Annotated in this window: 23 protein-coding genes; 10 read left to right on the plus strand and 13 right to left on the minus strand. The window is 61.0% G+C overall.

Annotated elements, in window-relative coordinates; genetic code table 11:
• Positions 1–69: 69 nt before the first annotated feature.
• Together V1T76_RS03140 and V1T76_RS03145 are read left to right on the plus strand one after the other, a co-directional pair.
• Positions 70–837, plus strand: a complete 768-nt coding sequence (locus V1T76_RS03140; RefSeq protein WP_330559149.1) for a Stf0 family sulfotransferase — start codon at positions 70–72, stop codon at positions 835–837.
• A gap of 141 nt (positions 838–978) precedes the next feature.
• Entirely contained in the window at positions 979–2,313 is a 1,335-nt protein-coding gene (locus V1T76_RS03145) for a mechanosensitive ion channel family protein (protein WP_330559150.1), read from the plus strand.
• A 33-nt stretch (positions 2,314–2,346) separates the two neighbouring features.
• Here the strand turns inward: V1T76_RS03145 and V1T76_RS03150 are convergent, their stop codons facing one another.
• Together V1T76_RS03150 and uraH are read right to left on the minus strand one after the other, a co-directional pair.
• Positions 2,347–3,969 (minus strand): caspase family protein, encoded by a 1,623-nt coding sequence (locus V1T76_RS03150; protein ID WP_330559151.1) that lies wholly within the window; start codon positions 3,967–3,969, stop codon positions 2,347–2,349.
• Positions 3,970–4,082: 113 nt separating this feature from the next.
• Positions 4,083–4,436 (minus strand): hydroxyisourate hydrolase, encoded by a 354-nt coding sequence (gene uraH / locus V1T76_RS03155; RefSeq protein ID WP_330559152.1) that lies wholly within the window; start codon positions 4,434–4,436, stop codon positions 4,083–4,085.
• A 226-nt stretch (positions 4,437–4,662) separates the two neighbouring features.
• On the opposite strand from uraH, the gene puuE reads away from it, so the two are divergent.
• The 3 genes from puuE to V1T76_RS03170 all read left to right on the plus strand — a co-directional run bounded on the left by puuE (position 4,663) and on the right by V1T76_RS03170 (position 8,060).
• Positions 4,663–6,057 (plus strand): allantoinase PuuE, encoded by a 1,395-nt coding sequence (gene puuE / locus V1T76_RS03160; RefSeq protein WP_330559416.1) that lies wholly within the window; start codon positions 4,663–4,665, stop codon positions 6,055–6,057.
• On the plus strand, positions 6,054–6,551 hold the full coding sequence (locus tag V1T76_RS03165) for an ureidoglycolate lyase (protein ID WP_330559153.1): 498 nt from the start codon (positions 6,054–6,056) through the stop codon (positions 6,549–6,551). Before puuE ends, V1T76_RS03165 begins: the two co-directional genes overlap by 4 nt.
• Positions 6,552–6,623: 72 nt before the next feature.
• Positions 6,624–8,060, plus strand: coding sequence for a uracil-xanthine permease family protein (locus V1T76_RS03170; protein WP_330559154.1), 1,437 nt, complete (start codon positions 6,624–6,626; stop codon positions 8,058–8,060).
• A 404-nt stretch (positions 8,061–8,464) separates the two neighbouring features.
• On the opposite strand, the gene V1T76_RS03175 is transcribed toward V1T76_RS03170, so the two are convergent.
• The 5 genes from V1T76_RS03175 to bhcA form a co-directional block, all read right to left on the minus strand.
• Positions 8,465–9,448, minus strand: coding sequence for a type I glyceraldehyde-3-phosphate dehydrogenase (locus V1T76_RS03175; RefSeq protein ID WP_330559155.1), 984 nt, complete (start codon positions 9,446–9,448; stop codon positions 8,465–8,467).
• A gap of 14 nt (positions 9,449–9,462) precedes the next feature.
• Positions 9,463–10,428, minus strand: coding sequence for an iminosuccinate reductase BhcD (gene bhcD, locus V1T76_RS03180; protein WP_330559156.1), 966 nt, complete (start codon positions 10,426–10,428; stop codon positions 9,463–9,465).
• Positions 10,429–10,754: 326 nt separating this feature from the next.
• Positions 10,755–11,918: a 3-hydroxy-D-aspartate aldolase BhcC gene (gene bhcC, locus V1T76_RS03185; protein WP_330559157.1), complete on the minus strand. Its 1,164-nt coding sequence runs from the start codon at positions 11,916–11,918 to the stop codon at positions 10,755–10,757.
• Between the two features lie 80 nt (positions 11,919–11,998).
• Positions 11,999–13,009, minus strand: coding sequence for a beta-hydroxyaspartate dehydratase BhcB (bhcB, locus tag V1T76_RS03190; RefSeq protein ID WP_330559159.1), 1,011 nt, complete (start codon positions 13,007–13,009; stop codon positions 11,999–12,001).
• Positions 13,006–14,196, minus strand: coding sequence for an L-aspartate--glyoxylate aminotransferase BhcA (gene bhcA, locus V1T76_RS03195; RefSeq protein WP_330559160.1), 1,191 nt, complete (start codon positions 14,194–14,196; stop codon positions 13,006–13,008). The genes bhcB and bhcA overlap by 4 nt, the downstream gene beginning before the upstream one ends.
• Positions 14,197–14,366: 170 nt before the next feature.
• Between bhcA and bhcR the strand changes: the two genes are divergently transcribed.
• Positions 14,367–15,227: an HTH-type transcriptional regulator BhcR gene (gene bhcR, locus V1T76_RS03200; RefSeq protein WP_330559161.1), complete on the plus strand. Its 861-nt coding sequence runs from the start codon at positions 14,367–14,369 to the stop codon at positions 15,225–15,227.
• A 224-nt stretch (positions 15,228–15,451) separates the two neighbouring features.
• Here bhcR and V1T76_RS03205 read toward each other — a convergent pair whose 3' ends face one another.
• From V1T76_RS03205 to V1T76_RS03215, 3 genes are all read right to left on the minus strand, one after another.
• The gene (locus tag V1T76_RS03205; RefSeq protein WP_442970077.1) at positions 15,452–16,300 is read right to left on the minus strand and encodes a bifunctional allantoicase/(S)-ureidoglycine aminohydrolase; all 849 of its coding nucleotides are present in this window, start codon (positions 16,298–16,300) and stop codon (positions 15,452–15,454) included.
• Between the two features lie 270 nt (positions 16,301–16,570).
• Positions 16,571–18,235 (minus strand): thiamine pyrophosphate-binding protein, encoded by a 1,665-nt coding sequence (locus tag V1T76_RS03210; protein WP_330559163.1) that lies wholly within the window; start codon positions 18,233–18,235, stop codon positions 16,571–16,573.
• 383 nt (positions 18,236–18,618) lie between these two features.
• The gene (locus V1T76_RS03215; protein WP_330559164.1) at positions 18,619–18,999 is read right to left on the minus strand and encodes a hypothetical protein; all 381 of its coding nucleotides are present in this window, start codon (positions 18,997–18,999) and stop codon (positions 18,619–18,621) included.
• Between the two features lie 128 nt (positions 19,000–19,127).
• Between V1T76_RS03215 and V1T76_RS03220 the strand changes: the two genes are divergently transcribed.
• On the plus strand, positions 19,128–20,675 hold the full coding sequence (locus V1T76_RS03220) for a bifunctional aminoglycoside phosphotransferase/ATP-binding protein (protein ID WP_330559165.1): 1,548 nt from the start codon (positions 19,128–19,130) through the stop codon (positions 20,673–20,675).
• A gap of 5 nt (positions 20,676–20,680) precedes the next feature.
• On the opposite strand, the gene V1T76_RS03225 is transcribed toward V1T76_RS03220, so the two are convergent.
• The 3 genes from V1T76_RS03225 to V1T76_RS03235 all read right to left on the minus strand — a co-directional run bounded on the left by V1T76_RS03225 (position 20,681) and on the right by V1T76_RS03235 (position 22,630).
• Positions 20,681–21,001, minus strand: a complete 321-nt coding sequence (locus tag V1T76_RS03225) for an AzlD family protein (protein WP_330559166.1) — start codon at positions 20,999–21,001, stop codon at positions 20,681–20,683.
• Positions 20,994–21,695: an AzlC family ABC transporter permease gene (locus tag V1T76_RS03230; protein ID WP_330559167.1), complete on the minus strand. Its 702-nt coding sequence runs from the start codon at positions 21,693–21,695 to the stop codon at positions 20,994–20,996. Before V1T76_RS03230 ends, V1T76_RS03225 begins: the two co-directional genes overlap by 8 nt.
• A gap of 107 nt (positions 21,696–21,802) precedes the next feature.
• Positions 21,803–22,630: a sulfite exporter TauE/SafE family protein gene (locus V1T76_RS03235; RefSeq protein WP_330559168.1), complete on the minus strand. Its 828-nt coding sequence runs from the start codon at positions 22,628–22,630 to the stop codon at positions 21,803–21,805.
• A 231-nt stretch (positions 22,631–22,861) separates the two neighbouring features.
• Between V1T76_RS03235 and V1T76_RS03240 the strand changes: the two genes are divergently transcribed.
• The 3 genes from V1T76_RS03240 (at position 22,862) to V1T76_RS03250 (ending at position 24,736) form a co-directional block, all read left to right on the plus strand.
• A complete protein-coding gene (locus V1T76_RS03240; protein WP_330559169.1) occupies positions 22,862–23,428 on the plus strand; it encodes a DUF3291 domain-containing protein in 567 nt (188 codons plus the stop codon).
• A 128-nt stretch (positions 23,429–23,556) separates the two neighbouring features.
• The gene (locus V1T76_RS03245; protein WP_330559170.1) at positions 23,557–24,261 is read left to right on the plus strand and encodes a pirin family protein; all 705 of its coding nucleotides are present in this window, start codon (positions 23,557–23,559) and stop codon (positions 24,259–24,261) included.
• A gap of 169 nt (positions 24,262–24,430) precedes the next feature.
• Positions 24,431–24,736 carry a GNAT family N-acetyltransferase gene (locus V1T76_RS03250; protein ID WP_330559171.1) on the plus strand — a complete coding sequence of 102 codons (306 nt, stop codon included), beginning with the start codon at positions 24,431–24,433 and terminating at the stop codon, positions 24,734–24,736.
• Positions 24,737–24,750 lie beyond the last annotated feature (14 nt).

Genomic DNA, 24,750 nt, shown 5'->3' on the forward strand with positions numbered 1-24,750 from the left:
TCTGGCGCACCCCCCTCGCTTTGCTTCAGGTGTCTTGCACCTGTCACCAATCCTTGACATGAACAACTCATGATCGGCTACTCGTCCTACATCCTGTGCACCTCCCCCCGTAGCGGCAGCACGCTGCTCTGCAAGCTTCTGGCGGCGACAGGTGTTTCCGGGCATCCGGGCTCCTATTTTCACGAGCCGTCCCAGGAGGATTGGCTTGAGGACCTGAATGTCGATGTTGTGCCGGGGGAAAACGAGCAGGCGACGCTTCGCCGCATCTTTGCGGCAGCTATCGAAAAGGGCACGCGGGGCAAAGGTCCTTTTGGCCTGCGGCTACAGCGGCACAGCTTCGATTTCTTCATGAAACAGCTTGCCTGCCTGCATCCGGGCCCATCCAGCGACCTGGCGCGTCTTGAGGCTGTCTTTGGCAACACGCTGTTCATTCACCTGACCCGGACAGACAAGGTCGAACAAGCGGTCTCCTTCGTTCGTGCCGAGCAATCCGGCCTCTGGCACAGGGCCCCGGACGGCACCGAACTGGAGCGCTTGTCGGAGCCGCGCGAACCCCATTATGACGCTCACGAGATCCGCGCCTGCTACCATCGCTTCACCCGGTTTGAGAGTGACTGGCAGGCCTGGTTCGAAAGTCAGCGAATTGCTCCGCTCCGGATCACCTATGATGCCCTGTCGGCAGACCCGCAGGCAACCCTGCGGCTTGTCCTTAAGCACCTTGGCCTGAAGGAGACCGCGGCGGATGGCGTCGTGCCCGGCGTGGCCAAGCTGGCGGATGCGACCAGTGCCGACTGGGTGTCTCGCTTCAGGCTGGAACTGGAACTCCAGCAATCGTGAACGCTGTCTGAGTGAACCGGCCAGAGGACGGCACCGTATCTCCCGCTGAAGACAAGGCGTTTTGCACCCGCCTTGGCCACGTGCCGTCAATGCTGTTAAGCTCTTGATGCTTCAACCGGAAACAGACGGACGGCTGCGTTCATGGACCTTGAAAGTCTCATTGCTGAACTTCACTCATGGGGCATGCTTGCGCTCAGCTATCTGACTGCGCCCTGGTTTGCCTATCAGGTTGCCATCATCGCGGTTCTGTTCGGCGTGGCGAAGGTGCTGAGCCTTCGCGTCGAACCCAGGCTTGAAGCCCGCGCCCGCGAGATCAAGGGACATCCGGGTCTGCTGCGCGTGGTGGTGGCTCTGCTGCGGCGGACCGAGTGGATCCTGTTCAGCCTGTTCCTGTTCATCGCCCTTACGGTGATGCGCGCCGTCACGTGGCCGAGCCGCAGTCATTTTATCGCCATTGCCCTCTCCCTGTCGCTCGCCTGGCTGTTTGTTGCGGTTCTTTCAAGGGTAATTCGCAACCGGCTGGTTGCCAGAACGCTCAGTTGGCTCGCCTGGATCTATGTAGCCCTCGTCATTCTGGGCTTTGACGACGAGGCCGGCAGCTTTCTCGACAGCATGGCCCTGCCCCTCGGCGAGGTGCGGCTGTCGTTGCTGCTGATCCTCAAGGCGGTGCTTCTTCTGATCGCGACAATCTGGGTTGCCGTCATTCTCGGGCGCTATTTCGATGAGCAGGTTCAAAAGTCGGAAGAACTGACACCGTCGATCCGCGTGCTGATCGGCAAGGTCGCAAAATTCGGGTTGATTCTGGTGGCCGGCATGATCGCGCTGTCGTCCGTCGGGATCGATCTGTCCGCCTTCACCGTCTTCACCGGGGCGGTCGGCCTCGGTCTCGGTTTTGGCCTGCAGAAGGTCATCTCCAACTTCATCTCCGGCATCATCATCCTGCTCGACAAGTCGATCAAACCGGGCGACACGATCTCGCTGGAAGGCACCTTCGGCTGGATCCGCGAGTTGCGCGCCCGCTTCGTTTCCGTCGTCACCCGGGACGGACGCGAATATCTGATCCCGAACGAAGATTTCATCACAAACAGGGTGGTCAACTGGTCCTTCAGCGACGAACTCGTCCGCCTCGACGTCAATTTCGGCGTCTCCTACGATGCCGACCCACATGAGGTCTCAAAACTTGCCATCGAAGCGGCGATGACGGTCGGCCGGGTTGAAGACTCACGGCGCCCGGTCTGCTGGCTGACGGGCTTTGGCGACAGTTCGCTCGACTTCGTCCTGCGCTTCTGGATCCGCGATCCGCAGCAGGGACTTACCAACGTGCGCGGCAAGGTGCTGCTGGCGCTTTGGGACACCTTCAAGGAAAACAACGTCGGCATTCCGTATCCGCATCGGGAAATCATCATGAAGAAGGATCCAGAGGGCGGAACGGTAGATCCTGCTCGGTCGGAAATTGGGACGCTGGACCCGGACTGACACGCACGCTTTCAGGGGTGATTGAATTCAGCCTTAGCGAAGCGACAGCGCATCGCAGCGGTGCCATGAGTGCTGGTATCCAGCCTCACCCTGCCGGCCGTAGCACCAGCCGAATTCCGCCAATTTATCGCCGAGCGCGGCGCGACGCCGGCAGGCTGCGAGGGTGTTGGGCTGCTCCGCTACCCCGCCCCGGCAGGCATGGTTTTCGGCTTGCCAGTTCTGGAAAATGTGGCTGGGCGAACGCGAGGATCGGTCCGTTTCCAGCACCTTGCTGCTTTCAGCAACGATCTTTTCCGTGTCCGGATCCCAGAACAGCTTCACGCTGGCGGCCCCCGACGAATGCGCGTTCCTGGAAACGCTGCGCGCATACCAGTCCACCACGGCCGTGAGCGTGCAATAGCTTTCGCAAGCGGTCCGGATGCTGAACCAGCGCACGGCGTAGATCCGGTCCGGCCAGCGGTCCGCGAATTTCTTCTTCTCCGCGAAGATCTTCTCCTTGCCGACCTGCTTGCCGTAGTAATCGACGCTGTCCGCATAGAGCGAACGCATGGCCTCAAGTGCCGAGCTGTTCGGAAGCGACCAATTTACGTTGTAGCTGTAGAGAAAGGCTTTCGCGCGGCTGACGGGATCGTCCGGGGTAGACCTGCTGCCGTCTGCGGCATCCGGAGAACTTTTGCGTGGCGGTGCTGGGGGGATCGCCGCCGGGGCAATCGACGCAATTTCCGGCGCGGGTTCGTCCGACGCTTCAGATGCGGTCTGGCCGTCGGAAGCGAGTGAATTGGCCGGCCCTGAGTTCTGTCTCGCTTCCAGAAGGCGTTTGATGTCCGCCAGCTCCTGTTTCAGCTTGGCAACCTCCAGCATCTCGCTGTTCGTGCTCTGCGGCGGCGGGCTGTCGGGCGGGACAAGGAAAATCTGTTCCGCCGGCAAGGAGCCGTAGGTGAAGGGCTGCTGCGTCTGGCGGGTGGCCTGAAGCACGTCGTCGCGCACCTTGCGGAACAGGAAATTGATCTCAAGCCCCGGCTGCTCGATATGTGACAGCAGCGCCGTTGCAAAGGGGCTGTTGGTGCCGTTGTCTCCATCCAGCGCAACCGTGCCCTCCTTGGCGGAATAGACGACCAACGTTCCGGCGGTCGGCTCCACGCTTGCAAGGCCGCGCCCGAGCGACCGCGATGCGTCAGTGCGTTCCATTGTGGTCAGGAACGGGTTGTCCCGGCAGGCATCGACAATGACGAGCTTCAGCTTCGCCGCTCCCGCCACCGCTTGCAGGGCTAGATCCAGCGGTACGGCCTCATAGGAAATCGACCGGTCGTTCTCCAGCTGCGCATCGACCGGGATCATGTAATTGACCTTGTCGACCTCGATGCCGTGCCCGGCATAGTAGATCACCGCCATGTCGGCCCCGAGGGCCTTGCGGTCCATTTCACGCAAGGCGCGGCGCAGGTCATCGAAATTCAGATCGTTTGCCTGGACGACTTCGAAACCGAGGCGACGGAACGCCTCGCCGACATCGACGGCGTCCTTTTGGGGATTGGGCAGTTGCGAGGCAAAGCGATAGGAGGAATTGCCGATCACCAGCGCGACGCGCTCGGCCGCGCCGGCGGGCGCGGCGAATAATGCCAGCGCAAGGACCAGCCAGACTGAAAAGCGATGAACCATACCGACCGAACTCAAAGATCTACCTGCAATGGAGACGATCTTAACAAGGAAACACCCAACGGCGCTACGGCACGTGACGCTGCATTTCCGAATCCGGTCAGGTGGCAGGCAGGTCAGCTCCCGCGATAGGTCGAATAGCTGAACGGCGAGACCAGAAGCGGTACGTGGTAGTGGGCTTCTTCCGACATGCCGAAACGCAGCGGCACCGTGTCGAGAAACTTCGGGTCCGGCAAAGCGATCCCTGCGGCGTCGAAATAGGCACCGACATGGAACACCAGCTCGTAGGTTCCGGTCTTGAATTCGTCTTTCGGCAGGATCGGGCTATCGGTGCGGCCGTCGTCGTTTGTTTCCAGGCTACGGATCAAGGTCCGGCTGCCACCCTCGATTGCATAAAGATCGATCTTGATGCCTTTTCCAGGGCAGCCCTGGGCCGTGTCGAGCACGTGGGTTGTCAGGTATCCGGCCATCTCGGCGTCCTCCAAATGTCAGTTTGCGCGCATGATGCTGTGGGCCTTAATTGAAGGGCACCCATGGTTCACAGGAAGCACTTTCTAAAAAGACGAGAAAGTCATGTCCATTATTCTGTTTTATAAGAAGACAACATGCCAGCCCTTGAATAAGGCATAGTCTTTGCTTGGTTCAAAACCCGTTGGTATCACGAGGAGGTCCGTCTTGAATCGCTATTCCCGGAACATGCGTGGCTATGGTCAGAACCCGCCGGATCCAAAGTGGCCGGGTGGGGCCAGGGTCGCCGTCCAGTTCGTGTTGAATTACGAGGAAGGCGGCGAGAATTGCGTGTTGCACGGCGATGCGGCGTCCGAGGCGTTCCTGTCCGATATTACAGGTGCGGCTCAGTGGCAGGGCATGCGTCACTGGAACATGGAATCCATCTATGAATATGGCGCGCGCGCCGGTTTCTGGCGCCTTCACCGGCTGTTCACACGGGCCGGCATTCCGCTGACCATCTATGGTGTCGCCTCCGCATTAGCCCGCAGCCCGGAACAGGTCCAGGCCATGAAGGACGCCGGCTGGGAAATCGCCAGCCACGGCCTCAAGTGGGTCGAGCACAAGGATATGCCCGAGGCTGAAGAGCGTGCGGCCATAGCCGAGGCCATCCGCCTGCATACGGAAGTGGTCGGCAGCCGCCCGCTCGGCTGGTACACGGGCCGCTGTTCGGACAACACCGTTCGCCTCGTCGCCGAGGAAGGCGGTTTTGCCTATATTTCAGACACCTATGACGACGATCTGCCCTATTGGCTGGATGTCGACGGCCGCGATCAGCTGATCATCCCCTATACGCTGGAAGCCAACGACATGCGCTTCGCGACGTCGCCGGGATGGACCGATGGTGAGGATTTCTTCCTCTATCTGAAGAACGCGTTCGACACGCTCTATGAGGAAGGCGCAACGGACACGCCAAAGATGATGTCCATCGGTCTGCATTGCCGTCTGGTCGGTCGTCCGGGCAAGATCATGGCGCTGAAGAAATTCATCGATCATATCCAGGCCCATGAAGGCGTCTGGTGTCCGCGCCGCATCGAGATCGCGGATCATTGGGCCAAGACCCACCCGCCGAAAAAGGGCCTTCGCCCCAGCCGGATGGACAAGGCCGAATTTGTCGAAACCTTCGGCGGCATCTTCGAGCATTCCCCCTGGATTGCCGAGCGCGCCTTCGAGCTGGAACTCGGACCGGCGCATGACTGTGCCGCCGGTGTTCACAACGCGCTGTGCCGCATGTTCCGGTCCGCCAGCGAGGAAGAGCGCCTCGGCGTTCTGACCGCCCACCCGGACCTTGCTGGCAAGCTGGCCCAGGCCGGCCGCCTGACGGCGGAAAGCACCAACGAGCAGGCCAGTGCCGGTCTTAACATGCTGACCGACGAGGAACGCGAGACCTTCACCCAGCTGAACAATGCCTATGTCGAAAAGCACGGCTTCCCGTTCATCATCGCGGTACGAGATCATGACAAGGCTTCGATCATGGCCGCTTTCCAGCGCCGGATCGACAACGACCGGGCAACGGAATTCAGCGAAGCCTGCCGCCAGGTAGAGCGGATTGCCCAGTTCCGGCTCAAGGATCTTTTCCAGTGAGCCGTGTTCTTGCCCCCTCGCCGCTGACCGCAGAGGCCTTTGCCCCCTACGGCGATCTCCTCGAAGTGGCGGGCGCGCCTGACAAGATTATCAATCAGGGCATGTGCGGCCGTCATCACGACCGGGCAAAGCTCGACTTCAGCACCGGCCGGGCAGGCATCAGCCTGTTCGATGCCAAGGCCCGGACGTTTCCCTATGTCGTCGACATGGTCGAGCGCCACCCGGAAGGCAGTCAGGCTTTCATTCCGCTGGATGGCGTGCCGATGCTGGTTATCGTCGCGGACGACGACAACGGCCAGCCGGTCAACCTGAAGGCATTCATCAGCCAGCCCGGACAGGCGATTAACCTGTATCGCGGCACCTGGCACGGAGTTCTGGCACCGCTCTGGCAAGCGGGCCGCTACGCGGTCGTGGACCGCATCGGGGAAGGAGCCAACCTGGAGGAACACTGGTTTCCCGACCCTTGGACAGTGGAGGCCGATAACAAGGAATAAGCCTCCCTTTTAGAACGATCCCCGCCCGCTCAACGAGACGGTGACGTTCGCACGACCTTCAGAGGAGCAGAAATGTCTAATTCGTCGATCGGATCTCCGGCGCAGCTTCGGGATCCCAATTACACGCCGCCGCTCTACAAGGCGATCCCGCTCGGCATCCAGCATGTCCTGGCCATGTTCGTCTCCAACGTCACACCCGCCATCATCGTGGCCGGCGCAGCCGGTTTCGGCTTCGGGTCGAATTCCCCCGACTTTCCGGAACTGCTTTATCTCATCCAGATGTCCATGGTCTTCGCCGGGGTCGCGACCCTGTTGCAGACGATCACCATTGGCCCGGTCGGCGCTGCGCTGCCCATCGTGCAGGGCACGTCCTTCGCCTTCCTGCCGATCATGATCCCGCTCGTGGCCGGAAAGGGAGTCGACGGTCTTGCGGCCCTGTTCGGCGGCGTGATCATCGGCGGTTTCTTCCATGCGTGCCTTGGGCTCGTCATCGGCAAGATCCGCTTTGCCCTGCCACCGCTGGTGACAGGCCTTGTGGTGACGATGATCGGTCTCGCGCTGGTCCAGGTGGGCATCCAGTATGCCGCGGGTGGTGTCCCCGCCATCGGCACGCCGGAATACGGTTCGCTGCTCAACTGGGCTGCCGCCCTGGTGGTGATCGTGGTGACACTCGGTCTGAAGTTCTTTGGCAAGGGCATGATGTCCGTCTCCGCGGTTCTGCTTGGCCTGATCGCCGGTTACATCTTCGCGCTGGCCACCGGCATGCTGACGTTCGAAGCCGTCTCGACCTCCTGGGACCGTGCTGCGGTCTTTGCCTTGCCGCAGCCCTTCAAATACGGCTTTGAATTCTCGTTTGCGGCCGTGCTCGGCTTCTGCCTGATGGCCTTCGTCTCGGCGGTGGAAACCGTTGGCGACGTTTCAGGCATCACCAAGGGCGGCGCCGGACGCGAAGCCACCGACAAGGAAATTGCCGGGGCGACCTTTGCCGATGGTCTCGGCACGGCCATTGCCGGGTTCTTCGGCGGCTTCCCGAACACCTCCTTCAGCCAGAACGTCGGCCTCATCGCCATGACCGGCGTCATGAGCCGTCATGTGGTGACCATAGGTGCGATCTTCCTGATCGTCTGCGGTCTGATCCCGAAGGTCGGCGCTGTCATCCGCACCGTTCCGATCGAGGTTCTCGGCGGCGGTGTCATCGTGATGTTCGGCATGGTTGTTGCCGCCGGTATCTCGATGCTGTCGGACGTCAACTGGAACCGGCGCAACATGGTGATCTTCGCCATCTCGCTGTCCATCGGCCTCGGCCTGCAACTGGAGCCAGGCGCCCTGCAGCACATGCCGGACACCGCACGCATCCTGCTGACCAGCGGCCTGCTGCCGGCAGCCCTGATCGCCATCGTCCTCAACCTGGTGCTGCCGGAAGAACTCTCCGACGAATCCACCGAGGAGGTTTCCGGCGGTCTGTCCGGTCACGGCAAGGGATCCCTGCCAAAGGAAGAAGGCGCGTAAGGGCAAGTGCCTCTGCAAACGTTAGAGGGCCGCGCAAGCGGCCCTTTTTTGTGACCTCTTGCACGTCATCCCGGACGCGGCGCAACTGAAAGCCGAGGTCTGTCGATGTGCAACGTAAAATACCCCAATCCTGTGGCTCCCCGATCCCGGCTCGCACTTCGTTTGGCCGGGATGACGATGGAGGGGTTTTGTCTGTCTGAGCGACTGGCAGTGAATTGATCAGAGACCCTGCACCTAATCTCTCAACGTTATTCCGGACAAGGAAGGCGCAGCCGGTCGCAAATCCGGAACCAGACGTATTTCGCGCTGAAAGCGCGTCCAATTCGTCTTCTGAGGTGTTCGCGGCGCTCAGGATGAGGCACTGATCCGGAACCACAGCGACGTGAGAGCTTGCGGCTTCTGTCCTATCGCTCCGCCATCAGCCGTGCCATGTCGATCATGCGGGCGGAGAAGCCCCATTCGTTGTCGTACCAGCCGAAGATACGCACCTGGTGGTCATTGGCCTCGAGCGTTTCGGGCAGGTGTATGACGAGGGATTCCGGCCGCGCACGCATGTCCGTGGACACCACATGGTCCTGCACGAAGCCGATTACCGGATTGCCTGAAAAGATCTCGAGCAGCTTGTCATTGAAGGGGGCCTTGACGGGCTGTGCCAGCGTCACCGTCAGATCGACGGCGGACACGCTGATCGCAGGCACCCGGACGGCGGCACCGCTGATCTTGCCCTCAAGCTGCGGCAACACCTTGCCGACCAGCTTGGTAGCGCTCGTGGTGGTCGGCACCATGGAGACGCCGCCTGCCCGGCTGCGCTCCAGCGGACCGCGCGGAGCGTCCACCATCGGCTGGCTGCCGGTGTAGCAATGGATGGTCGTCATATGGCCGCTCTTGATGCCGATGGCATCATCCAGGCCACGCAGCAGAGGAGCAAGCGCGTTGGTGGTGCAGGAGCCGTTCGAGACGATGCGGTGATCGCCTAGCTGGTCTTCGTTCGCGCCAAGCACCAGCGTGATGTCGGCGGCCCTGGAAGGACCGGACACCAGCACATTGGCCGCGCCAGCTTTCAGGCCCCGTTCGGCGATCTCGCGTGTGTCCGCCTTGCCGGTGCATTCCAGCACCACGTCGATGTCTGAAAGATCGAGGACAGACAGATCGTGTTCGGTGGAAAACACCATCTCGTGACCGTCCACCGTCAAGGTGCCCTCGCCCGCTGTGACCTCGCCCGGCCAGGGGCCGAAGACGCTGTCATACTTGAAGAGATAGGCGCAGGTTTCCAGCGGTGCGATATCGTTGATCCGCACCACCTCGATCCGTTCCGCTTCGGGGAGTTTCATCACTTGACGCAAGAGGGTCCGACCGATCCGGCCGAACCCGTTGATCACTATCCGCATTGTCTACGGTCCGTCTAGAAATCCACTTCGATCGCGACGCCCTTCCGGATTGCCAGATCGACCGCGGCAGACGCCACGGCAAGGTCCTGAAGGCCGACGCCGGTCCCGTCGAAGAGCGTAATATCGCTCTGCGAGGTCCTGCCCGGATGATTACCATTAATGACGGCGCCGATCTCAATTATATTGTCCTCAGAGACAATTCCGCTGGCGACCGCGTGCTGGCATTCGCCGATGGTCGCTGACTGAGCGACTTCATCCGTGAAGAGCCTGGCTTTGGCAACAAGAGCAACATCGACTTCCTGTTTGCCCTTGGTATCTGTGCCCATACAGGCGATATGGGTGCCCGGCGTGACGTGCTCTTCCATCAGGATCGGATCGAAGCTAGAGGTGATCGAAATGATCACGTCGGCTTCCGCACCCAGCCTCGCCAGATCGACGGATTCGTAAGGCAGACCGAGTTCGTTTGCGGTTTCCTCCAGGCGCACCAGCATGTCCGGATGCAAGTTCCAGCCGAGTATCTTTTCGAAGTTGCGTTGTTCGACCGCCGCCCGCATCTGGAACGCCGACTGGTGGCCAGCGCCGATCATGCCAAGCACCTTCGCGTCCTTGCGTGCCAGATGCTTTATGGACACCGCAGACGCTGCCGCCGTGCGCAGAGCGGTCAGCAGGTTGCCGCCTACAACGGCCTTTGCCTTGCCGGTGTCCGCATCGAACAGGAAGACGGTCGACTGGTGGTTGGTCAGTCCCTTTGCCATGTTGCCCGGCCAGTAGCCACCGGACTTCAGGCCAAGCGCCAGCGACGACCGGTCGAAGCCCGACTTGAAGCCGTAAAGCGCATCGGCATGGCCGATGGCTTCCCGGATAACCGGAAAATTATAGGCCGCCCCGCTCGCCATGGCGGCAAAGACGCTTTCGACAGCATCAAAGGACTCCTGGCGCCCGATGAGGCCTGCGATTTCCTTTTCAGGAACGATGATCATGTGTGTCTCCAGCAAAACATCGTCTTCACCCCGACCTCATCCTGAGGAGGCGCGAAGCGCCGTCTCGAAGGATGGGCGGCTCGCTCGGAGTGTTTGGCCCATCCTTCGAGACGGACCTGCGATCCCCCTCAGGATGAGGATGTGGTTGGTTCAGGGCGCTGCAAAACGCCTCCCCTCCATCGTCATCGCGGACGCAGCGGAGCGGAGATCCGGGACCGGGGAGCCGGGGTGTATCGGGTTAATCCCGAGGACAATGGGGCTCTCCGGTCCCGGCTCGCGCTGCGCTTGGCCGGGATGACGAAGGGGAGGCTGGGAGATCGTGGTTCTCAATAAGCCTTGCCGCGCGCCGAGACCGGCCAGACCGTCTCGACCTTGCCGCCCCGCACGCCGACATACCAGTCGTGAACGTTGGCAGTCGGGTCGCAGTGACCTGGCACCAGCTTCAGCTTCTCGCCGACCTTCAGGACGCCCTCTGGGTCGGCAATGACGCCATGCTCGTCAGAGCATTTGACATATTCGACGTCACTGCGGCCGTAGATGACTGGCAGGCCGCTGTCGACGGACTGTGCCTTCAGACCCGCATCGCAGATCGCCTTGTCGGCTTTCGCGTGGCTCATGACCTGGGTCAGGATGAAGAAGGCGTTTTCCCATTCGCCCTGGTCGATGCGCTTGCCGTCCTCATCGAGAATGCGGCCATAGTCAGCATCCATGAAGGCGTAGGACCCGCATTGCAGCTCGTTGTAGACGCCGGAATTGGATTCAAAATAATAGGAACCCGTGCCACCGCCGGAAACGAGTTCAGGTTCCAGGCCTACCATCTTAAGTGCTTCGACAGCGTCCTTGACCATGGCAATGGCAATGTCGAGCTTTTCCTTGCGGGCTTCAAAGCTGTCGATGTGCTGCATGGCGCCCTGATAGGCCTGGATACCGGTGAATTTCAGGTTCTTTGCCGTATCAACGGCCTTGGCGATTTCGACGACGGCGTCACTCGTGGTCACGCCGCAGCGGCCAGCACCGCAATCAATCTCGATGAAGACTTCCAGCGTGGTGCCGTGTTTGACGGCTGCTTCCGACAGCTCGGCAACGTTGGCGAGGTCGTCGACACAGACGATCGTGCGGCACCCGAATTTGGGCAGCCGGGCCAGTCGGTCGATCTTGGCCTTGTCGCGCACCTGGTTGGACACCAGGATGTCCTTGATGCCGCCACGGGCGAAGACTTCCGCTTCCGAAACCTTCTGGCAGCACACCCCGACGGCACCGCCAAGGCGTTCCTGCAACCTGGCGACATCCACCGACTTGTGCATCTTGCCGTGGACGCGGTGACGCATGCCGTGGGCCTTGGCATAATCGCCCATCTTCTTGATGTTGCGTTCCAGCGCATCGAGATCGAGCACCAGACAAGGTGTCTGGATATCGGCCTCATCCATGCCGGGCACGGCGGGAATGTCATAGCCGACTTCGAGTTTTTCAAATCCGGTTTGTGCGTTCATTTTGTGTTTCTCCAAGTGGCTCATACGGTCCGGATCAACCAGCTTTCGGATTTCATCCGAATGCTGAAAATTGATCGTATTTAAAGCGATCTAGCATCCTGGCTGCGTTCCTCGGAACGCAGGATGCTCCAGGGCAGCTTGCCGAGATCGACATTGCCGCCGGTGATGATGACGCCGACGCGTTTGCCGGCGAAGACGTCCCTGTTCTTCAGGATGGTTGCCAGCGGCACAGCGGAAGAAGGTTCCATGACGATCTTCATCCGCGCCCAGATCAGGCGCATGGCGTCGATGATTTCGTGTTCCGACGCCGTCAGGATGTCTGTGACGTGGTTGGAGACAAAGTGCCAGGTCAGCTCCTTGAGCGGCACCTTCAGCCCGTCGGCAACGGTGTTCGGTGCGTCGTCGGCAATGATGTGACCGGCCTTGAAACTGCGGGCGGCGTCATCCGCCTGTTCAGGTTCCGCAGCAAAGATCTCCACGCCTGGTGCCAGGTTCGACAGGGTGAGGCAGGTGCCGGAGACCATGCCACCGCCACCGATCGGGGCAATTACAGCGTCAAGGCCGTCGGTCTGCTCCAGCAATTCCTTGGAACAGGTGCCCTGCCCTGCAATGACACGCGGGTCATTGTAGGGGTGAACGAATTCCGCACCCGTGCGGGCTTCAACCTCGGCAAAGACCGCTTCGCGGCTGGAAGTGGACGGCTCGCACTCGGTGATGATGCCGCCATACCCACGAACCGCGTCCTTCTTGGCCTGCGGCGCCGTTCTCGGCATGACCACATGGCAGGGAATGCCCCGGCGGCCGGCCGCATAGGACAGGCTGAGCGCGTGGTTGCCGGAGGAATGGGTGGCGACACCGGCCTTGGCGGTTTCCTCGTCCAGACCAAAGACGGCGTTGGATGCACCGCGCACCTTGAACGCGCCCGCCTTCTGGAAGTTCTCGCATTTGAAGAACAGCTCCGTGCCGGTCAGTTCGTTGAGGAATGACGAGGTCATGACCGGCGTGCGGTGAATATGCGGCTTGATGCGCTCATGGGCGACGAGCATGTCCTCAAGCGTCGGGATGTACTGGGTCAGGGCGTCGGTTTTCATGCGGCTTCCTTCGAGGCAATGGCGCTGTCGCTGCGATAGACTTCCTGGGCTGCGGCAACGCCGGATCCCAGTTTGATGTTGAGGCCGAGATCAGCCATGACCATTTCGGCAGCCGCCAACCCCGACAGCATCATGACGTCGGTCAGACTGCCCAGGTGGCCGATGCGGAAGACCTTGCCCGCAACCTCTCCAAGGCCGACACCGAAGGCGACGCCGTATTTCGCTGCGGCGTGCGTCACGATGCCGGTGGCGTTGAAACCCTCGGGCGTACGGATCGCGCTGACAGAGTCCGAATAGACGTCCGGTGACCGGGCGCAAAGCCCCAGGCCCCAGGCCTGGACAGCGGCACGCACGCCTCCGGCAATGCGGTGATGGCGGGCGAAGACGTTCTCAAGCCCTTCGGCCAGCAACATGTCACAGCTCTGTTTCAGACCGTTCATCAGCCCGACGGCTGGCGTATAGGGATAGGCGTTCGACGCGTAGGCTTTCATCATGTCGCGTACATCGAAGAAAGTCCGCGGCAGCCGGGCGCTTTCAATCGCGGCCTGCGCCTTGGGCGACAGGGCGATGATGGCGAGGCCCGGCGGCAGCATGAAGCCTTTCTGGGAGCCGGTGACCGCAGCATCGACGCCCCATTCATCCATGCGGAAATCCATCGAGGCAATCGAGCTGACGCCGTCGACAAAGAGCAGCGCCGGATGCTTCGCGGCATTCAGCGCACGGCGCACAGCGGCAATGTCGGATTTGACGCCGGTCGCGGTTTCGTTGTGGGTTGCCAGAACCGCCCTGATCTCGTGGCTGGTGTCCGCCGTGAGGATTTCCTCGTAGCGGTCCGCAGGCAATCCCGTGCCCCAGGGTGCCTCGACCACCTCAACCTTCAGGCCGTGGCGCTGGCACATGTCGATCCAGCGGTGGCTGAACATGCCGTTGCGGGCAGCCAGGATCTTGTCGCCGGGGCTCAAGCAATTGGTAATCGCGGTTTCCCAGCCGCCAGTGCCGGTCGACGGAAACAGGAATACCTCGGCTGTTTCCGTCTTCAGCACCTTTTTGACGCCCGCAAGCGCAGGCTGGAGGATCTCACCGAACAGCGGCGAGCGGTGGTCCAAGGTCGGCATGTCGCAGGCTCTGCGGAGCGCCTCCGGCATGTTGGTGGGGCCGGGAATGAAAACAGGATTTTGGAAGCTCATGGCCGTTTCCTCTTATGAATTTTGAGAAACGGTATCGCGCGGAGGCAAACCTCCGCAATTTTTTTAAAATATTTTTTCAAAAATGTATTTTACGGAAAGTGTAAGTATTGTCAGTATGTTATATTTTTCATATGGTGAATTGATTTTTCAAATTATGAAAACATGAGCTGATGACAAACCAGAAATCCGACAGTTCCGCCACACGACGGGCCCGGGGGAGACCACGCGCCTGGGACGACAAGACCGAGCAGAACACCATCAAGTCGCTCGACCGGGCCATGGCCGTGTTCGAGCATCTGAGCACCCAGTCCGGTGTCTCGCTGTCGGCCCTGTCGGATCAACTTGGAGAGTCCACGGCAACGCTCTACCGCATCCTGTTTACGTTGGAGACGCGCGGCCTGGTGGAGTTCGATCAGGCCCAGCAGCTCTGGCACATCGGCCCGGGCGCTTTCATTATCGGCGCAAGATTTTTGAGGCGCACCAGTCTGGTCGAGCGCGCCCGTCCAATCCTGCGATCCCTGATGGAGCAGACGGGGGAAACGGCCAATCTGGGTGTGGCGCAGGCAGACCAGGTGCTGTTCGTCAGTCAGGTGGAAACCCACGAAAGCATTCGCGCGTTCTTCCCGCCCGGCACCTTGTCGCCGCTGCATGCCTCCGGCATCGGCAAGGCGCTGCTGGCCTTCATGGACGAGGATCAATGCAAGCGTATCCTGAAGCAGACCGACCGGGAGCGTTTCACCGAGCACACGCTCTGTGACGCGGATTTGCTGGCTGCTGACCTGGAAGCAATCCAGGCGCGCGGGTTTTCGATCGACGGGGAGGAAAAGAACCTCGGCATGCGCTGCATCGCCGCTCCCGTGTTCAATCATTATGGAGAAGCTGTCGCCGGGCTTTCCGTCTCCGGTCCGACCAGCCGGGTTCGCCCGGACAGGATCGCCCCCTTCGCCGAGGCAGTGAAGTCGGCAGCCGCCGCACTGACCGCGGCCCTCGGCGGCGAAGTCCCTTCTGCGCAAAGGAAGACAGTCGAATGAGGCCCCTCCGCTACCTTCGACGGTAAGAAAAGACGGCCACTACCACCCGCTCCCTCATCCTGAGGAGCTGCGATAGCAGCGTCTCGAAGGATGGGCCACTTGTTCCGGAATGTGCCGCTCATGCTTCGAGACGGACCTGCCGGTCCTCCTCAGGATGAGGGAGTGGCAAGGAGAGGCTTTTCTCTATGCTCCGCAGCGCCGCTGAATGTCAGCCGGGCGCCGGCCTAGAACCGGCCGGCGGGCTGCAGTTTCATGTGGCGGTTGACGTCCTTGTAGAGCAGATAGCGGAACGGGCCCGGACCGCCGGCATAGCAGGCCTGCGGGCAGAAGGCGCGCAGCCACATGTAATCGCCGGCCTCAACCTCGACCCAGTCCTGATTGAGCCGATAGACCGCCTTGCCTTCCAGAACATAAAGCCCGTGTTCCATCACATGGGTTTCGGCGAAGGGAATGACCGCACCCGGCTGAAAGGTGACGATATTGACATGCATGTCGTGGCGAACGTCTTCCGGGTCGACAAAACGGGTCGTAGCCCACTTGCCGTCGGTGCCCGGCATTGCGCGCGGTTCGATATCGTTTTCGTGAGTGACAAAGAGCGTCGGCCGCTCAAGGCCTTCAACAGGCTCGAACGCCTTGCGGACCCAGTGGAACCGCACCGGCTCGCTGCCTGTGTTCTTCAGGCTCCAGTCGGCTTGCGGCGGCAGGAAGGCGTAGCTTCCGGGCTTCAGGTCGTATTGCTGACCTTCGGCTGTCAGAACGGCCTCGCCTTCGACAACGAACAGAACGCCTTCAGCGGAAGGGTCGGTCTCCGGCCGGTCGGACCCGCCACCCGGCGACACCTCGACGATATATTGCGAGAAGGTTTCGGCAAAACCCGACAAGGGCCGCGACAGCACCCACAGACGGGTCTTTTCCCAGAAAGGCAGATAGCTGGTGACGATGTCACGCATGGTGCCTTTCGGGATGACTGCATAGGCATCGGTAAAGACGGCCCGGTCGGTCAGAAGCGTTTCCTGACCGGGATGACCGCCGGTCGGCGCATAGTAGGATCTCGGGGGCTTGGACTGGGGCACGGCCAACCTTCTTCTTCAACAAAACCAGTTGCCGTAAACTATGACCTGCCTTGAGGGGCCGGACCACGGGGCATGTCCGAAGAGCACCTATCGGAAAAACAAGATAATCCTCTCTTGATTTTCTTAGTCTTCCGATCAATCCACCGCCGCGCCGTCGGTAGAGCGGGATGATGCGTTGCCGCCCCGGTGAAGGCTCGGCTGGTCACGTCTGTTCCGGCCATGCCGCTGACACGGCAGGCCGCAACAAACAGTTTGCTCGCTGCCGGGCCTTTACTTGCCCTGAGCCGCCGCGCGGATCTGGCTGAGGCTTGCGGCCGGAGTGATGGCTTCCGGGTCGAGCTTCAGATGCAGGAGCGCGGGTGTACCGGCTTTGCGAGCGCGCTCGTATGCGGGACCAAAAGCCTCCGTGCTTTCGACGGTCTCGCCGAAGGCGCCGTAGCTTCGGGCAAGCGCCGCAAAATCCGGATTGACCAGCCTGGTCGCGGACGGACGGCCCGGATAAGTGCGTTCCTGATGCATGCGGATGGTGCCGTACATGCCGTTGTCGATCACCAGAACGATGATGTTGGCGCCGTCCTGACAGGCGGTGCCGAATTCCTGCATGGTCATCTGCAGGCAGCCGTCGCCGGCAAAACAGACGACTTCACGTTCCGGAAAGGCAAGCTTGGCGGCAACAGCCGCCGGCAGGCCGTAGCCCATGGACCCGCTCGTCGGCGCTGCCTGGGTGGCGTAGCGGCGGAAGCGGTGGAAACGGTGCAGCCAGGTGGCGTAATTGCCGGCGCCATTGGTGCAGACAGTATCTTCCGGCAGGTTGGCTTCCAGCCAGTCCATGACACCTGACATCTGGAGGTTGCCTGGGACCTGCGGCCGGGCGCCTGACCAATCGAGATAGTCCTGATGGGCTTTTGCCGCTTCGCCGGCGCCTTTCAGTTCAGCCGGGGGCTGAAGGCCTTCGGCGGCCTTGCAGAAGGCTGTCGGGGTGGCATGAATGGCCTGCGCCGGCCGGTAAACCCGGCCGAGTTCCTCTGCGTCCGGATGGATATGCACCAGTTGCTGCGCGGGAGAGGGAATATCGAGCAGCGAATAGGACTGGCTCGGCATTTCTGACAGGCGCCCGCCGACGAGCAGAATGAGATCCGAGGCTTTGACCCGCGCCAGTAGTTTCGGATTGATGCCGATGCCAACATCGCCGGCGTAATTCGGATGCAGATTGTCGAACAGCATCTGACGGCGGAACGAGCAGGCGACCGGCAGGTCGAACCGCTCGGCAAAGCGAGTGAACGCTGCGACTGCCTCTTCCGACCAGCGACTGCCGCCCAGAATGGCGATCGGACGCTCGGCTGCCCACAGGCGCTTCTGCAGGTCTGCCATCTGGGTGAGGCCGGGATGGGTCTCGATCTGGGTCCACGCAGGCGGCTGAACGGCAGCGGCCTTTTCGACCAGCATGTCCTCCGGCAGGGCCAGCACCACCGGGCCCGGACGGCCGGAGGTAGCGACATGATAGGCCCGCGAAATGAACTCCGGCACACGGTCCGCGTGATCGATTTCGGCCACCCATTTGGCGATGCCGCCGAACATCTGGCGATAGTCGATTTCCTGGAAGGCTTCGCGCTCGCGCATGCCACGCTCGATCTGACCGATGAACAGGATCATCGGTGTTGAATCCTGCGCCGCCACATGAACGCCTGCCGAGGCGTTGGTCGCGCCCGGACCGCGGGTCACCATGCAGATGCCAGGCTTGCCGGTGAGCTTGCCCCAGGCATCGGCCATCATGGCAGCCCCGCCTTCCTGCCGGCAGACCGTGACCGGGATGGAAGCGTCATAAAGGGCGTCGAGCACGGCAAGATAACTTTCGCCGGGCACACAGAACACGCGCTCCGCCCCGTGGCGTTCCAACGCCTCCACCAACAATTCGCCGCCGGTCTTCTGGTCCATGTTCTGGGTCCTTACGAGAAAGAAGATCTGTTCATTCTATAGCGTATGAAAATCCGCCCTGTTAGAGGCGAAAATCAGATTAATTGGCAATAGGGTCATTCCGATTTAGAATAATATATCTCCGACAACGGACTTACAGCCCATCCTTCGAAACGCGCGCAAACGCGCTCCTCAGGATGAGGCTGAATGTGTTGTAAGGTCGCCTGATTGTGCCACACACAGTCCTCATCCTGAGGAAGCGCGAAGCGCTGTCTCGAAGGATAGGCCTCATGTCATGGCCAGCCTTGCCGGTATGCGTCGGCGTTGCAAACAAAAAAGGGGCACCGGTTTCCCGGCACCCCTGCCCCCATTCTTTTTTGTCACTTGATTATGGGAAGCTGATTTCAGACCGGCTGAACCGTCACCACCTGGAAAGTGTGCATCTCACCATCCTCGTCCTTAATGGAGACATATTCGCCCGGGTTGAAGGCATGTGCGCCGAAACGGTAGCCCGCCTCGTCGTCATCCTCGCCGTCGATATCGTAATGGAAAGCCCAGGAACCGCCCGGGCGGTGAATGAGGTGGCCAATTTCCTCTTCCTCGGTGCCCCAGAATCGGCGGACACGGCAATGGTCGCGCTCCTTCTTCCAGAGGCCGGCGTCGATGTGGCCGGATTCGTCAAGCGGAGCGGTGAATTCGTAGCCGTGGTTCGCCGAACCTTGCGGATATTCCTTTGTTCTGGCCAGGTTCAACCTGATCCTTTTCAAAGCCGGATAGTCGTTCATGGGGCCCTCCTTTACTGACAATCCGGTTTATTTGTGCCACATCCGGGTCACCTCACATTGAGAAGGATCAAACCCGGCGGGTTGCATGTGAGGCATGTTTTGCAGTGTGTCAGCAAAAGGGACGGAAGATGGATCAGGCCGAAACCCAGAACCAGGCGCTTGACTACCTGAGCAGCCTGCCTTCCGACGATCCACAACGCCCCGAGGTCAAGCGGATCGACACTCACGCCAACATCGTCTTTCTGGTGGGAAGCAAGGCCTACAAGGTCAAGCGGTCGGTCAAGTTCCCGTTTCTCGACTATTCGACGCTGGCCCTTCGGGAAGAGGCCTGCAAGGCGGAAATCACCTATAACCAGCCAAATGCGCCGCAGATCTACCGGCAGGCACTGGCAATCACACGGGAGGCGGACGGCAGCCTGACCCTTGGCGGTTCGGGTGAGGCCATCGAATGGGCGATTGAAATGAACCGGTTCGAACACCAGCACGAACTGGACACCATCGCCGAAGAGGGCCCGCTTCCCGACAGCCTGTCCGACCGGCTTGCGGACATGATGGTCAGCGCCCATGAGACCGCGCCCCTGCGCCAGGGCAGCGGGTTCTACTCCGAGCTTGCAAGCTACGTGGAGCAGAACGACGATGCCTTTCGCGAGCATCCCGATCTGTTTGACGCAGAATCGGTCCGCCACCTGACCGAAACATCCCGCACCGTCCTGACGGCGCTGCACGAACTCATCCTGCAGCGCGGCGAGCAGGGTCTCGTCCGCCGTTGCCACGGTGACGCGCATCTTCGCAATATCGTTCTGGTCGATGGCGCGCCCGTGCTGTTCGATGCGGTCGAATTTTCAGATGCGATCGCCACCGGCGACGTTCTTTATGATCTTGCGTTTCTGCTGATGGATCTGTGGGACCGCGGGCAACAGCGGGCGGCCAACCGTGTGTTCAACCGCTATCTGGACAAGAGCCGCCTGGACACGCATTCGGAAGGTCTTGCGGCCCTGCCCTTCTATTTGATGATGCGCGCTGCAATCCGCTCCAAGATCGCGGCCAGTGCCGCTCTCAACCAGTCGGACCCGGACCAGAAACAACGTGAGCGCGATCAGGCTCAAGCCTATTTCCGCCATGCCCTGGCCTTTCTGGATCCCTCGCGGCCGCACCTGGTTGCCATCGGCGGACTGTCCGGCACCGGCAAGACCACGCTCGCCTATGAAATCGCGCCTGAGATCGGCCGGGCACCTGGAGCACGGGTGCTGCGCACGGACGTGATGCGCAAACGGCTGCTCGGCATCGCGGAAACGGAGAAGGCACCGGCCGAAGCGTATACGCCGGAAGCCTCGCAGAAGGTGTACCACGCACTGGACGAGACAATTCAGACCGTCCTTGCCGCCGGGCACTCGGCGATTTTCGATGCCGTTTTTGCTGCGGAGAGCGAGCGGGAACGCATCGAAAGCATCGCGGCCAAGGTCGAATGCGGCTTCTGTGGCCTATGGCTGTCGGCGCCTGAAAAAGTGTTGAAAGCCCGTGTCTCCGCGCGCGAGGACGACGCCTCCGACGCAACGCCCACAGTTGTCGAAACCCAGCTTGGCTATGATCTCGGCCGGATGACCTGGGCGGAGATCGACGCGGGACACAATGTTGACGAAACGGCGGCCCAGGCCCGGCGCGTCCTGAACCGCTAAAGGCTTTACAGCCCGGCGGCCCTGAGGGCGGCAGCGGCACCGGCGGCGCAAAACACGGCGACATATTCCTTGCGCAATATCACCTGTGCCACGGAGGCGACAACGAGGCACAGCGCCACCGCCAGCCCGCCCTTCAACACAATCGGCAGGATGGTGGAAACAATGATCGCTCCCGGCAAGGCTTCCAGGCCCCGGCGCACCCGTGGCGTGATCGGCAACCTGCCCATGATCCAGTAGCCACCTGCCCGAAGCGTGTAGGTGACAGCGGTCATGCCAAGCACCGCCAGAAGAAAAATCGGATCGGCGGTAAACGCACCCTCAGTCATCCAGGTAAGCCCCCGCGAAAGCACCGGCGATGGCACCGGTGAAAATGCTCCAGTACCCACCGACCAGATACCAGGTCAGCGCGGCAACGCCCCCTGCAACCAACCAGCTGACCGTCTGGCGCTTTCCTTTCCAGAGCGGAACCAACAGCGCGGCAAAGAAAGCCGGCAGAACCACATCCAGACCGAAGACTTTCGGGTCCGACACCAGGCTGCCGGCGAAATAGCCCGGAATGACGGACAGCGACCAGAGCGCCCAGGTGAGCAGGCCGCTGCCAAGATAGATCCCCCAGTCACGTGTGCCCTTGTTGTATTCCGACAAGGCCAGCAACCAGTTGAGGTCCGTCAACAGGAACAGGGCCGGATAGGTCTGCCAGGCCGGCACCTGGCCGAGCCAGGGCCGCAAGCTCGCACCGATCAGGACCATGCGCATGTTGACCGCCGCCGTTACCCCGATCATCGCCACCACGAGCCCTAGGGTAAGCGGGTCGCCGTACACCTCCATCGCGACGAACTGGCTGGCTCCGGCAAAAACCAGCGAGTTGAGCAATATGGTCTCCAGAAAGGTCAGGCCCTTTTGCGCGGCCACCGTTCCGAAAACCAGTCCAACCGCAATGATGCCCGGCATTACCGGAATGCAGATGGTGGCGCCCCGCACGCAGCCTTGCAGACTGAGGGTCACATTTTTGTTCAACATGTCTGTCCAAGAGTTTCAGGCGGCGGGAAGACCCCGCGAAGAAAGGTCAGTATTGCTGATAAATCACCTGAAAACCAATGAAACCTCTCGGTGGCACTGACCAATCTTCAAAACAAGACACCATAGATCATGCGCAGGCCGGTGAACCCAAGGAACAGCGCAAACACCAGCTTGAGCTTCGACGGGTCGATGGCATGGGCGATCTTGGCGCCCCATGGCGCGGCAAAGGTGCTGGCCGGAATGATCAGGAAGAAGCCGATGAGATTGACATAGCCCAGCGAGAACGGCGGGCGACCTTCCTCGCCCCAGCCGAAGAAGATCGACAGCAAGGTGCCCGGAACGGCAATGATGAGGCCGATGGCCGCCGCCGTGCCAACCGCCTTGCGGATGGGGTAATTGAAGAGGGTGAGGGTCGGAACGCCAAGCGTGCCACCACCAATGCCCATCATCACGGAGATCCCGCCAATCAGGAACCCCAATACTTCCTTGATCGGTGAACCGGGCAGTTTGTCGGCCAGATGCGAGCCATCCTTGCGGAACATCATGTTGGCTGACACCGCAAGCGCCACGATCCCGAAGACCAGTGTCAGCGCACCGCCGGAAATGTTACCTGCAAGCGTTCCGCCGGCAATGACACCGAGGGCGATCGCCCACCACCAGCGTTTCAGGAGATCCATGTCGACGCTGCCGCGATTGTAGTGGGCGCGTGCCGAGGATGTACCGGTTGCCAGAATGGTTGCGAGCGATGTTCCAACGGCCACGTGCATGAGGACGGACGGGTCGATCTTCAGCGCTGTGAACATGTAATAGAGCACCGGCACGATGACGATGCCACCGCCGACACCAAGCAGGCCGGCGATGATCCCGGCCACAAGCCCGGTTGCCAGCAGCGCAACAGCCAGTAAGCCAAGGGAGAAAAGGCTAAGATCTTCCACGCGATTATCCTCGTTGCCGACGGCCGCCAGTGCCGGCCGCCAAAGTCGTTCCCCTGCGCTTAGACCAGCTGCGCGAATTTTTCCAGCCGCATCCGTGGACTATCTGTCTTGCAGCCACAGGTGGTGCTTGCGGCAAGCGCCTTTTGCGGCCAGTCTCGGCCCTGGTTCATTCGGGCCATATTCATTCGGGCCAGGTCCAATTGGCCCAGCTTCATCGGGTAGCGAGGAAACATGAGCGGTCACTGGCTTGCGCTCTACACTTTCGGCCAATTCCGTACACGGGCAGACCACCCGGATGTGGACCCCTTCCATCAGGCCGAACCCTTTGTGTGGGCGGCAATGGAACGGGCCGAAGGGTTCGTTGCCCGATCCGGCTACGACGACGAGCCGGGGCCGGAGAGTTGGGGCGAGCAGGTGTTTCCAAAATACTGGCAGGACAATGGCGACGGCTGGGCCCCGTCCACCATATCGCTTTGGCAGAACCTGGAATCCGCACTGGCTGCCGTCTATCGAGGGCTGCACGCAGAAATCCTGAAGAAGGGCTCCGACTTCATGCAGGAGGACCACGCCTACCCTGCCTATGTGCTGTGGTGGGTGCCCCAAGGCCATAGGCCCGACTGGGTGGAAGCGGTCGAGATCTTCGAACGACTGGGCGACGCGGGCCCCTCTCCGGCAGCCTTCACATTCAAATGCGCGTTCGACCCTGCGGGAAAGCCGACAACCGTGAACGGCGGTGTGTCGAAACAGATCGCGGAACGCAACAACAGCCGAGCCGAAGCGCCCAAGGCGGTTCAATAGGTTATTGTTCAAAAATCGATGACTAATTGTCCAGTTTCGACCGAATTGTAAAACGACCAGTCAATGGCAATCTAAAGCTCAACAGCGCACGAGCTTCTTCGTGCCAGAGATTGGGAAAGGATTGAACCATGAACCAGATACTGCGTCCGTCGGATGCCAGAGGTGATGCCGATTTCGGCTGGCTGAAAAGCAAACACTCTTTTTCCTTCGGCTCCTACTTCGATCCGAACCACCTCGGCTTCGGTGCCTTGCGGGTGATCAATGAGGACCGTGTTGCCCCCGGCGCGGGCTTCCCGACCCACCCGCACCAGAACATGGAGATCATCTCCTACGTCGTTTCCGGTGGACTGGAACACAAGGATTCGCTCGGCACCGGCTCGGTGATCCGGCCGGGTGAACTGCAGCGCATGAGTGCCGGCACCGGCGTCCGCCACAGCGAGTACAATCATTCGGACACGGATCCGGTCCACTTCCTGCAGATCTGGATCATACCGGAAGCCGAAGGCCTTGCGCCGAGTTACGAGCAGAAGGCTTTCCCGGAGGATGGCCGCCTCAACGCCCTGCGCCTGATCGGCTCGCGCGACGGGCGGGACGGGTCTGTCACCATCCACCAGGACGTCGATCTCTATGCGTCGCTGCTGTCTGCCGACCAGAGCCTTTCCTTCGACATCCGGCCCGGCCGGAAGGTCTGGCTGCAACTTGTGAAGGGCAAGCTCAGCGTCAACGACCAGCCGCTTGCCGCCGGCGACGGTCTCGGCCTGCTTGAGGCTGGCGCGATCTCGCTGACGGCCAGTGAGAATGCCGAGTTCCTGCTGTTCGATCTGGCAGCCTAGACCATGTTGGGGCGGGATCATTCCCGCCCCTCCTGTTCCTGACAGTGCCAGGCCCTGCGTTGACGGGGAGGAATGAAGGACCGGAGCGGCATTGGCCTCTTCGCACAAGGACCAAGAAACGGAACAGATGAGCCGAGCAATCGTTCTCATCCCATTCAGGAGACCGACAATGCCCGAAACAACTTCCCCTTTGATCACGTTGGAACAGCACGGCAGCAAGGGCCGCTATGAGGCCAGGGTAGACGGGATCGCAGAGCCCGCCGAGCTCACCTTTTCCGTCGTCAACGAACACCTCATCATCGCCGACCATACCGGCGTGCCGGACAGCATGCGCGGCATGGGGGTCGGCAAGGCTCTGGTGGAACGGCTTGTCGACGACGCCCGCCGCAAGCAGGTGAAGATCGTACCGCTGTGTCCTTACGTGAACGCCCAGCGGCGCAAGCACCCCGAATGGGCGGACGTGTTTCAGGCTTAGGCGATGTCGACAGC

This window comes from Roseibium sp. FZY0029, assembly GCF_036350355.1.
GTDB lineage: Bacteria > Pseudomonadota > Alphaproteobacteria > Rhizobiales > Stappiaceae > Roseibium.

Excerpts from the sequence above, each read along its gene's own strand:
- V1T76_RS03245 (WP_330559170.1), top strand. The coding sequence starts at position 23,557 with ATGAACCAGATACTGCGTCCGTCGGATGCCAGAGGTGATGCCGATTTC.
- bhcC (WP_330559157.1), bottom strand. The coding sequence starts at position 11,918 with ATGAACGCACAAACCGGATTTGAAAAACTCGAAGTCGGCTATGACATT.
- V1T76_RS03145 (WP_330559150.1), top strand. The coding sequence starts at position 979 with ATGGACCTTGAAAGTCTCATTGCTGAACTTCACTCATGGGGCATGCTT.
- V1T76_RS03210 (WP_330559163.1), bottom strand. The coding sequence starts at position 18,235 with ATGGACCAGAAGACCGGCGGCGAATTGTTGGTGGAGGCGTTGGAACGC.
- V1T76_RS03140 (WP_330559149.1), top strand. The coding sequence starts at position 70 with ATGATCGGCTACTCGTCCTACATCCTGTGCACCTCCCCCCGTAGCGGC.
- V1T76_RS03170 (WP_330559154.1), top strand. The coding sequence starts at position 6,624 with ATGTCTAATTCGTCGATCGGATCTCCGGCGCAGCTTCGGGATCCCAAT.
- uraH (WP_330559152.1), bottom strand. The coding sequence starts at position 4,436 with ATGGCCGGATACCTGACAACCCACGTGCTCGACACGGCCCAGGGCTGC.
- V1T76_RS03225 (WP_330559166.1), bottom strand. The coding sequence starts at position 21,001 with ATGACTGAGGGTGCGTTTACCGCCGATCCGATTTTTCTTCTGGCGGTG.
- bhcD (WP_330559156.1), bottom strand. The coding sequence starts at position 10,428 with ATGATCATCGTTCCTGAAAAGGAAATCGCAGGCCTCATCGGGCGCCAG.
- V1T76_RS03230 (WP_330559167.1), bottom strand. The coding sequence starts at position 21,695 with ATGTTGAACAAAAATGTGACCCTCAGTCTGCAAGGCTGCGTGCGGGGC.
- bhcA (WP_330559160.1), bottom strand. The coding sequence starts at position 14,196 with ATGAGCTTCCAAAATCCTGTTTTCATTCCCGGCCCCACCAACATGCCG.
- V1T76_RS03175 (WP_330559155.1), bottom strand. The coding sequence starts at position 9,448 with ATGCGGATAGTGATCAACGGGTTCGGCCGGATCGGTCGGACCCTCTTG.
- puuE (WP_330559416.1), top strand. The coding sequence starts at position 4,663 with ATGCGTGGCTATGGTCAGAACCCGCCGGATCCAAAGTGGCCGGGTGGG.
- bhcR (WP_330559161.1), top strand. The coding sequence starts at position 14,367 with ATGACAAACCAGAAATCCGACAGTTCCGCCACACGACGGGCCCGGGGG.
- V1T76_RS03240 (WP_330559169.1), top strand. The coding sequence starts at position 22,862 with ATGAGCGGTCACTGGCTTGCGCTCTACACTTTCGGCCAATTCCGTACA.
- V1T76_RS03150 (WP_330559151.1), bottom strand. The coding sequence starts at position 3,969 with ATGGTTCATCGCTTTTCAGTCTGGCTGGTCCTTGCGCTGGCATTATTC.
- V1T76_RS03250 (WP_330559171.1), top strand. The coding sequence starts at position 24,431 with ATGCCCGAAACAACTTCCCCTTTGATCACGTTGGAACAGCACGGCAGC.
- V1T76_RS03215 (WP_330559164.1), bottom strand. The coding sequence starts at position 18,999 with ATGAACGACTATCCGGCTTTGAAAAGGATCAGGTTGAACCTGGCCAGA.
- V1T76_RS03220 (WP_330559165.1), top strand. The coding sequence starts at position 19,128 with ATGGATCAGGCCGAAACCCAGAACCAGGCGCTTGACTACCTGAGCAGC.
- bhcB (WP_330559159.1), bottom strand. The coding sequence starts at position 13,009 with ATGAAAACCGACGCCCTGACCCAGTACATCCCGACGCTTGAGGACATG.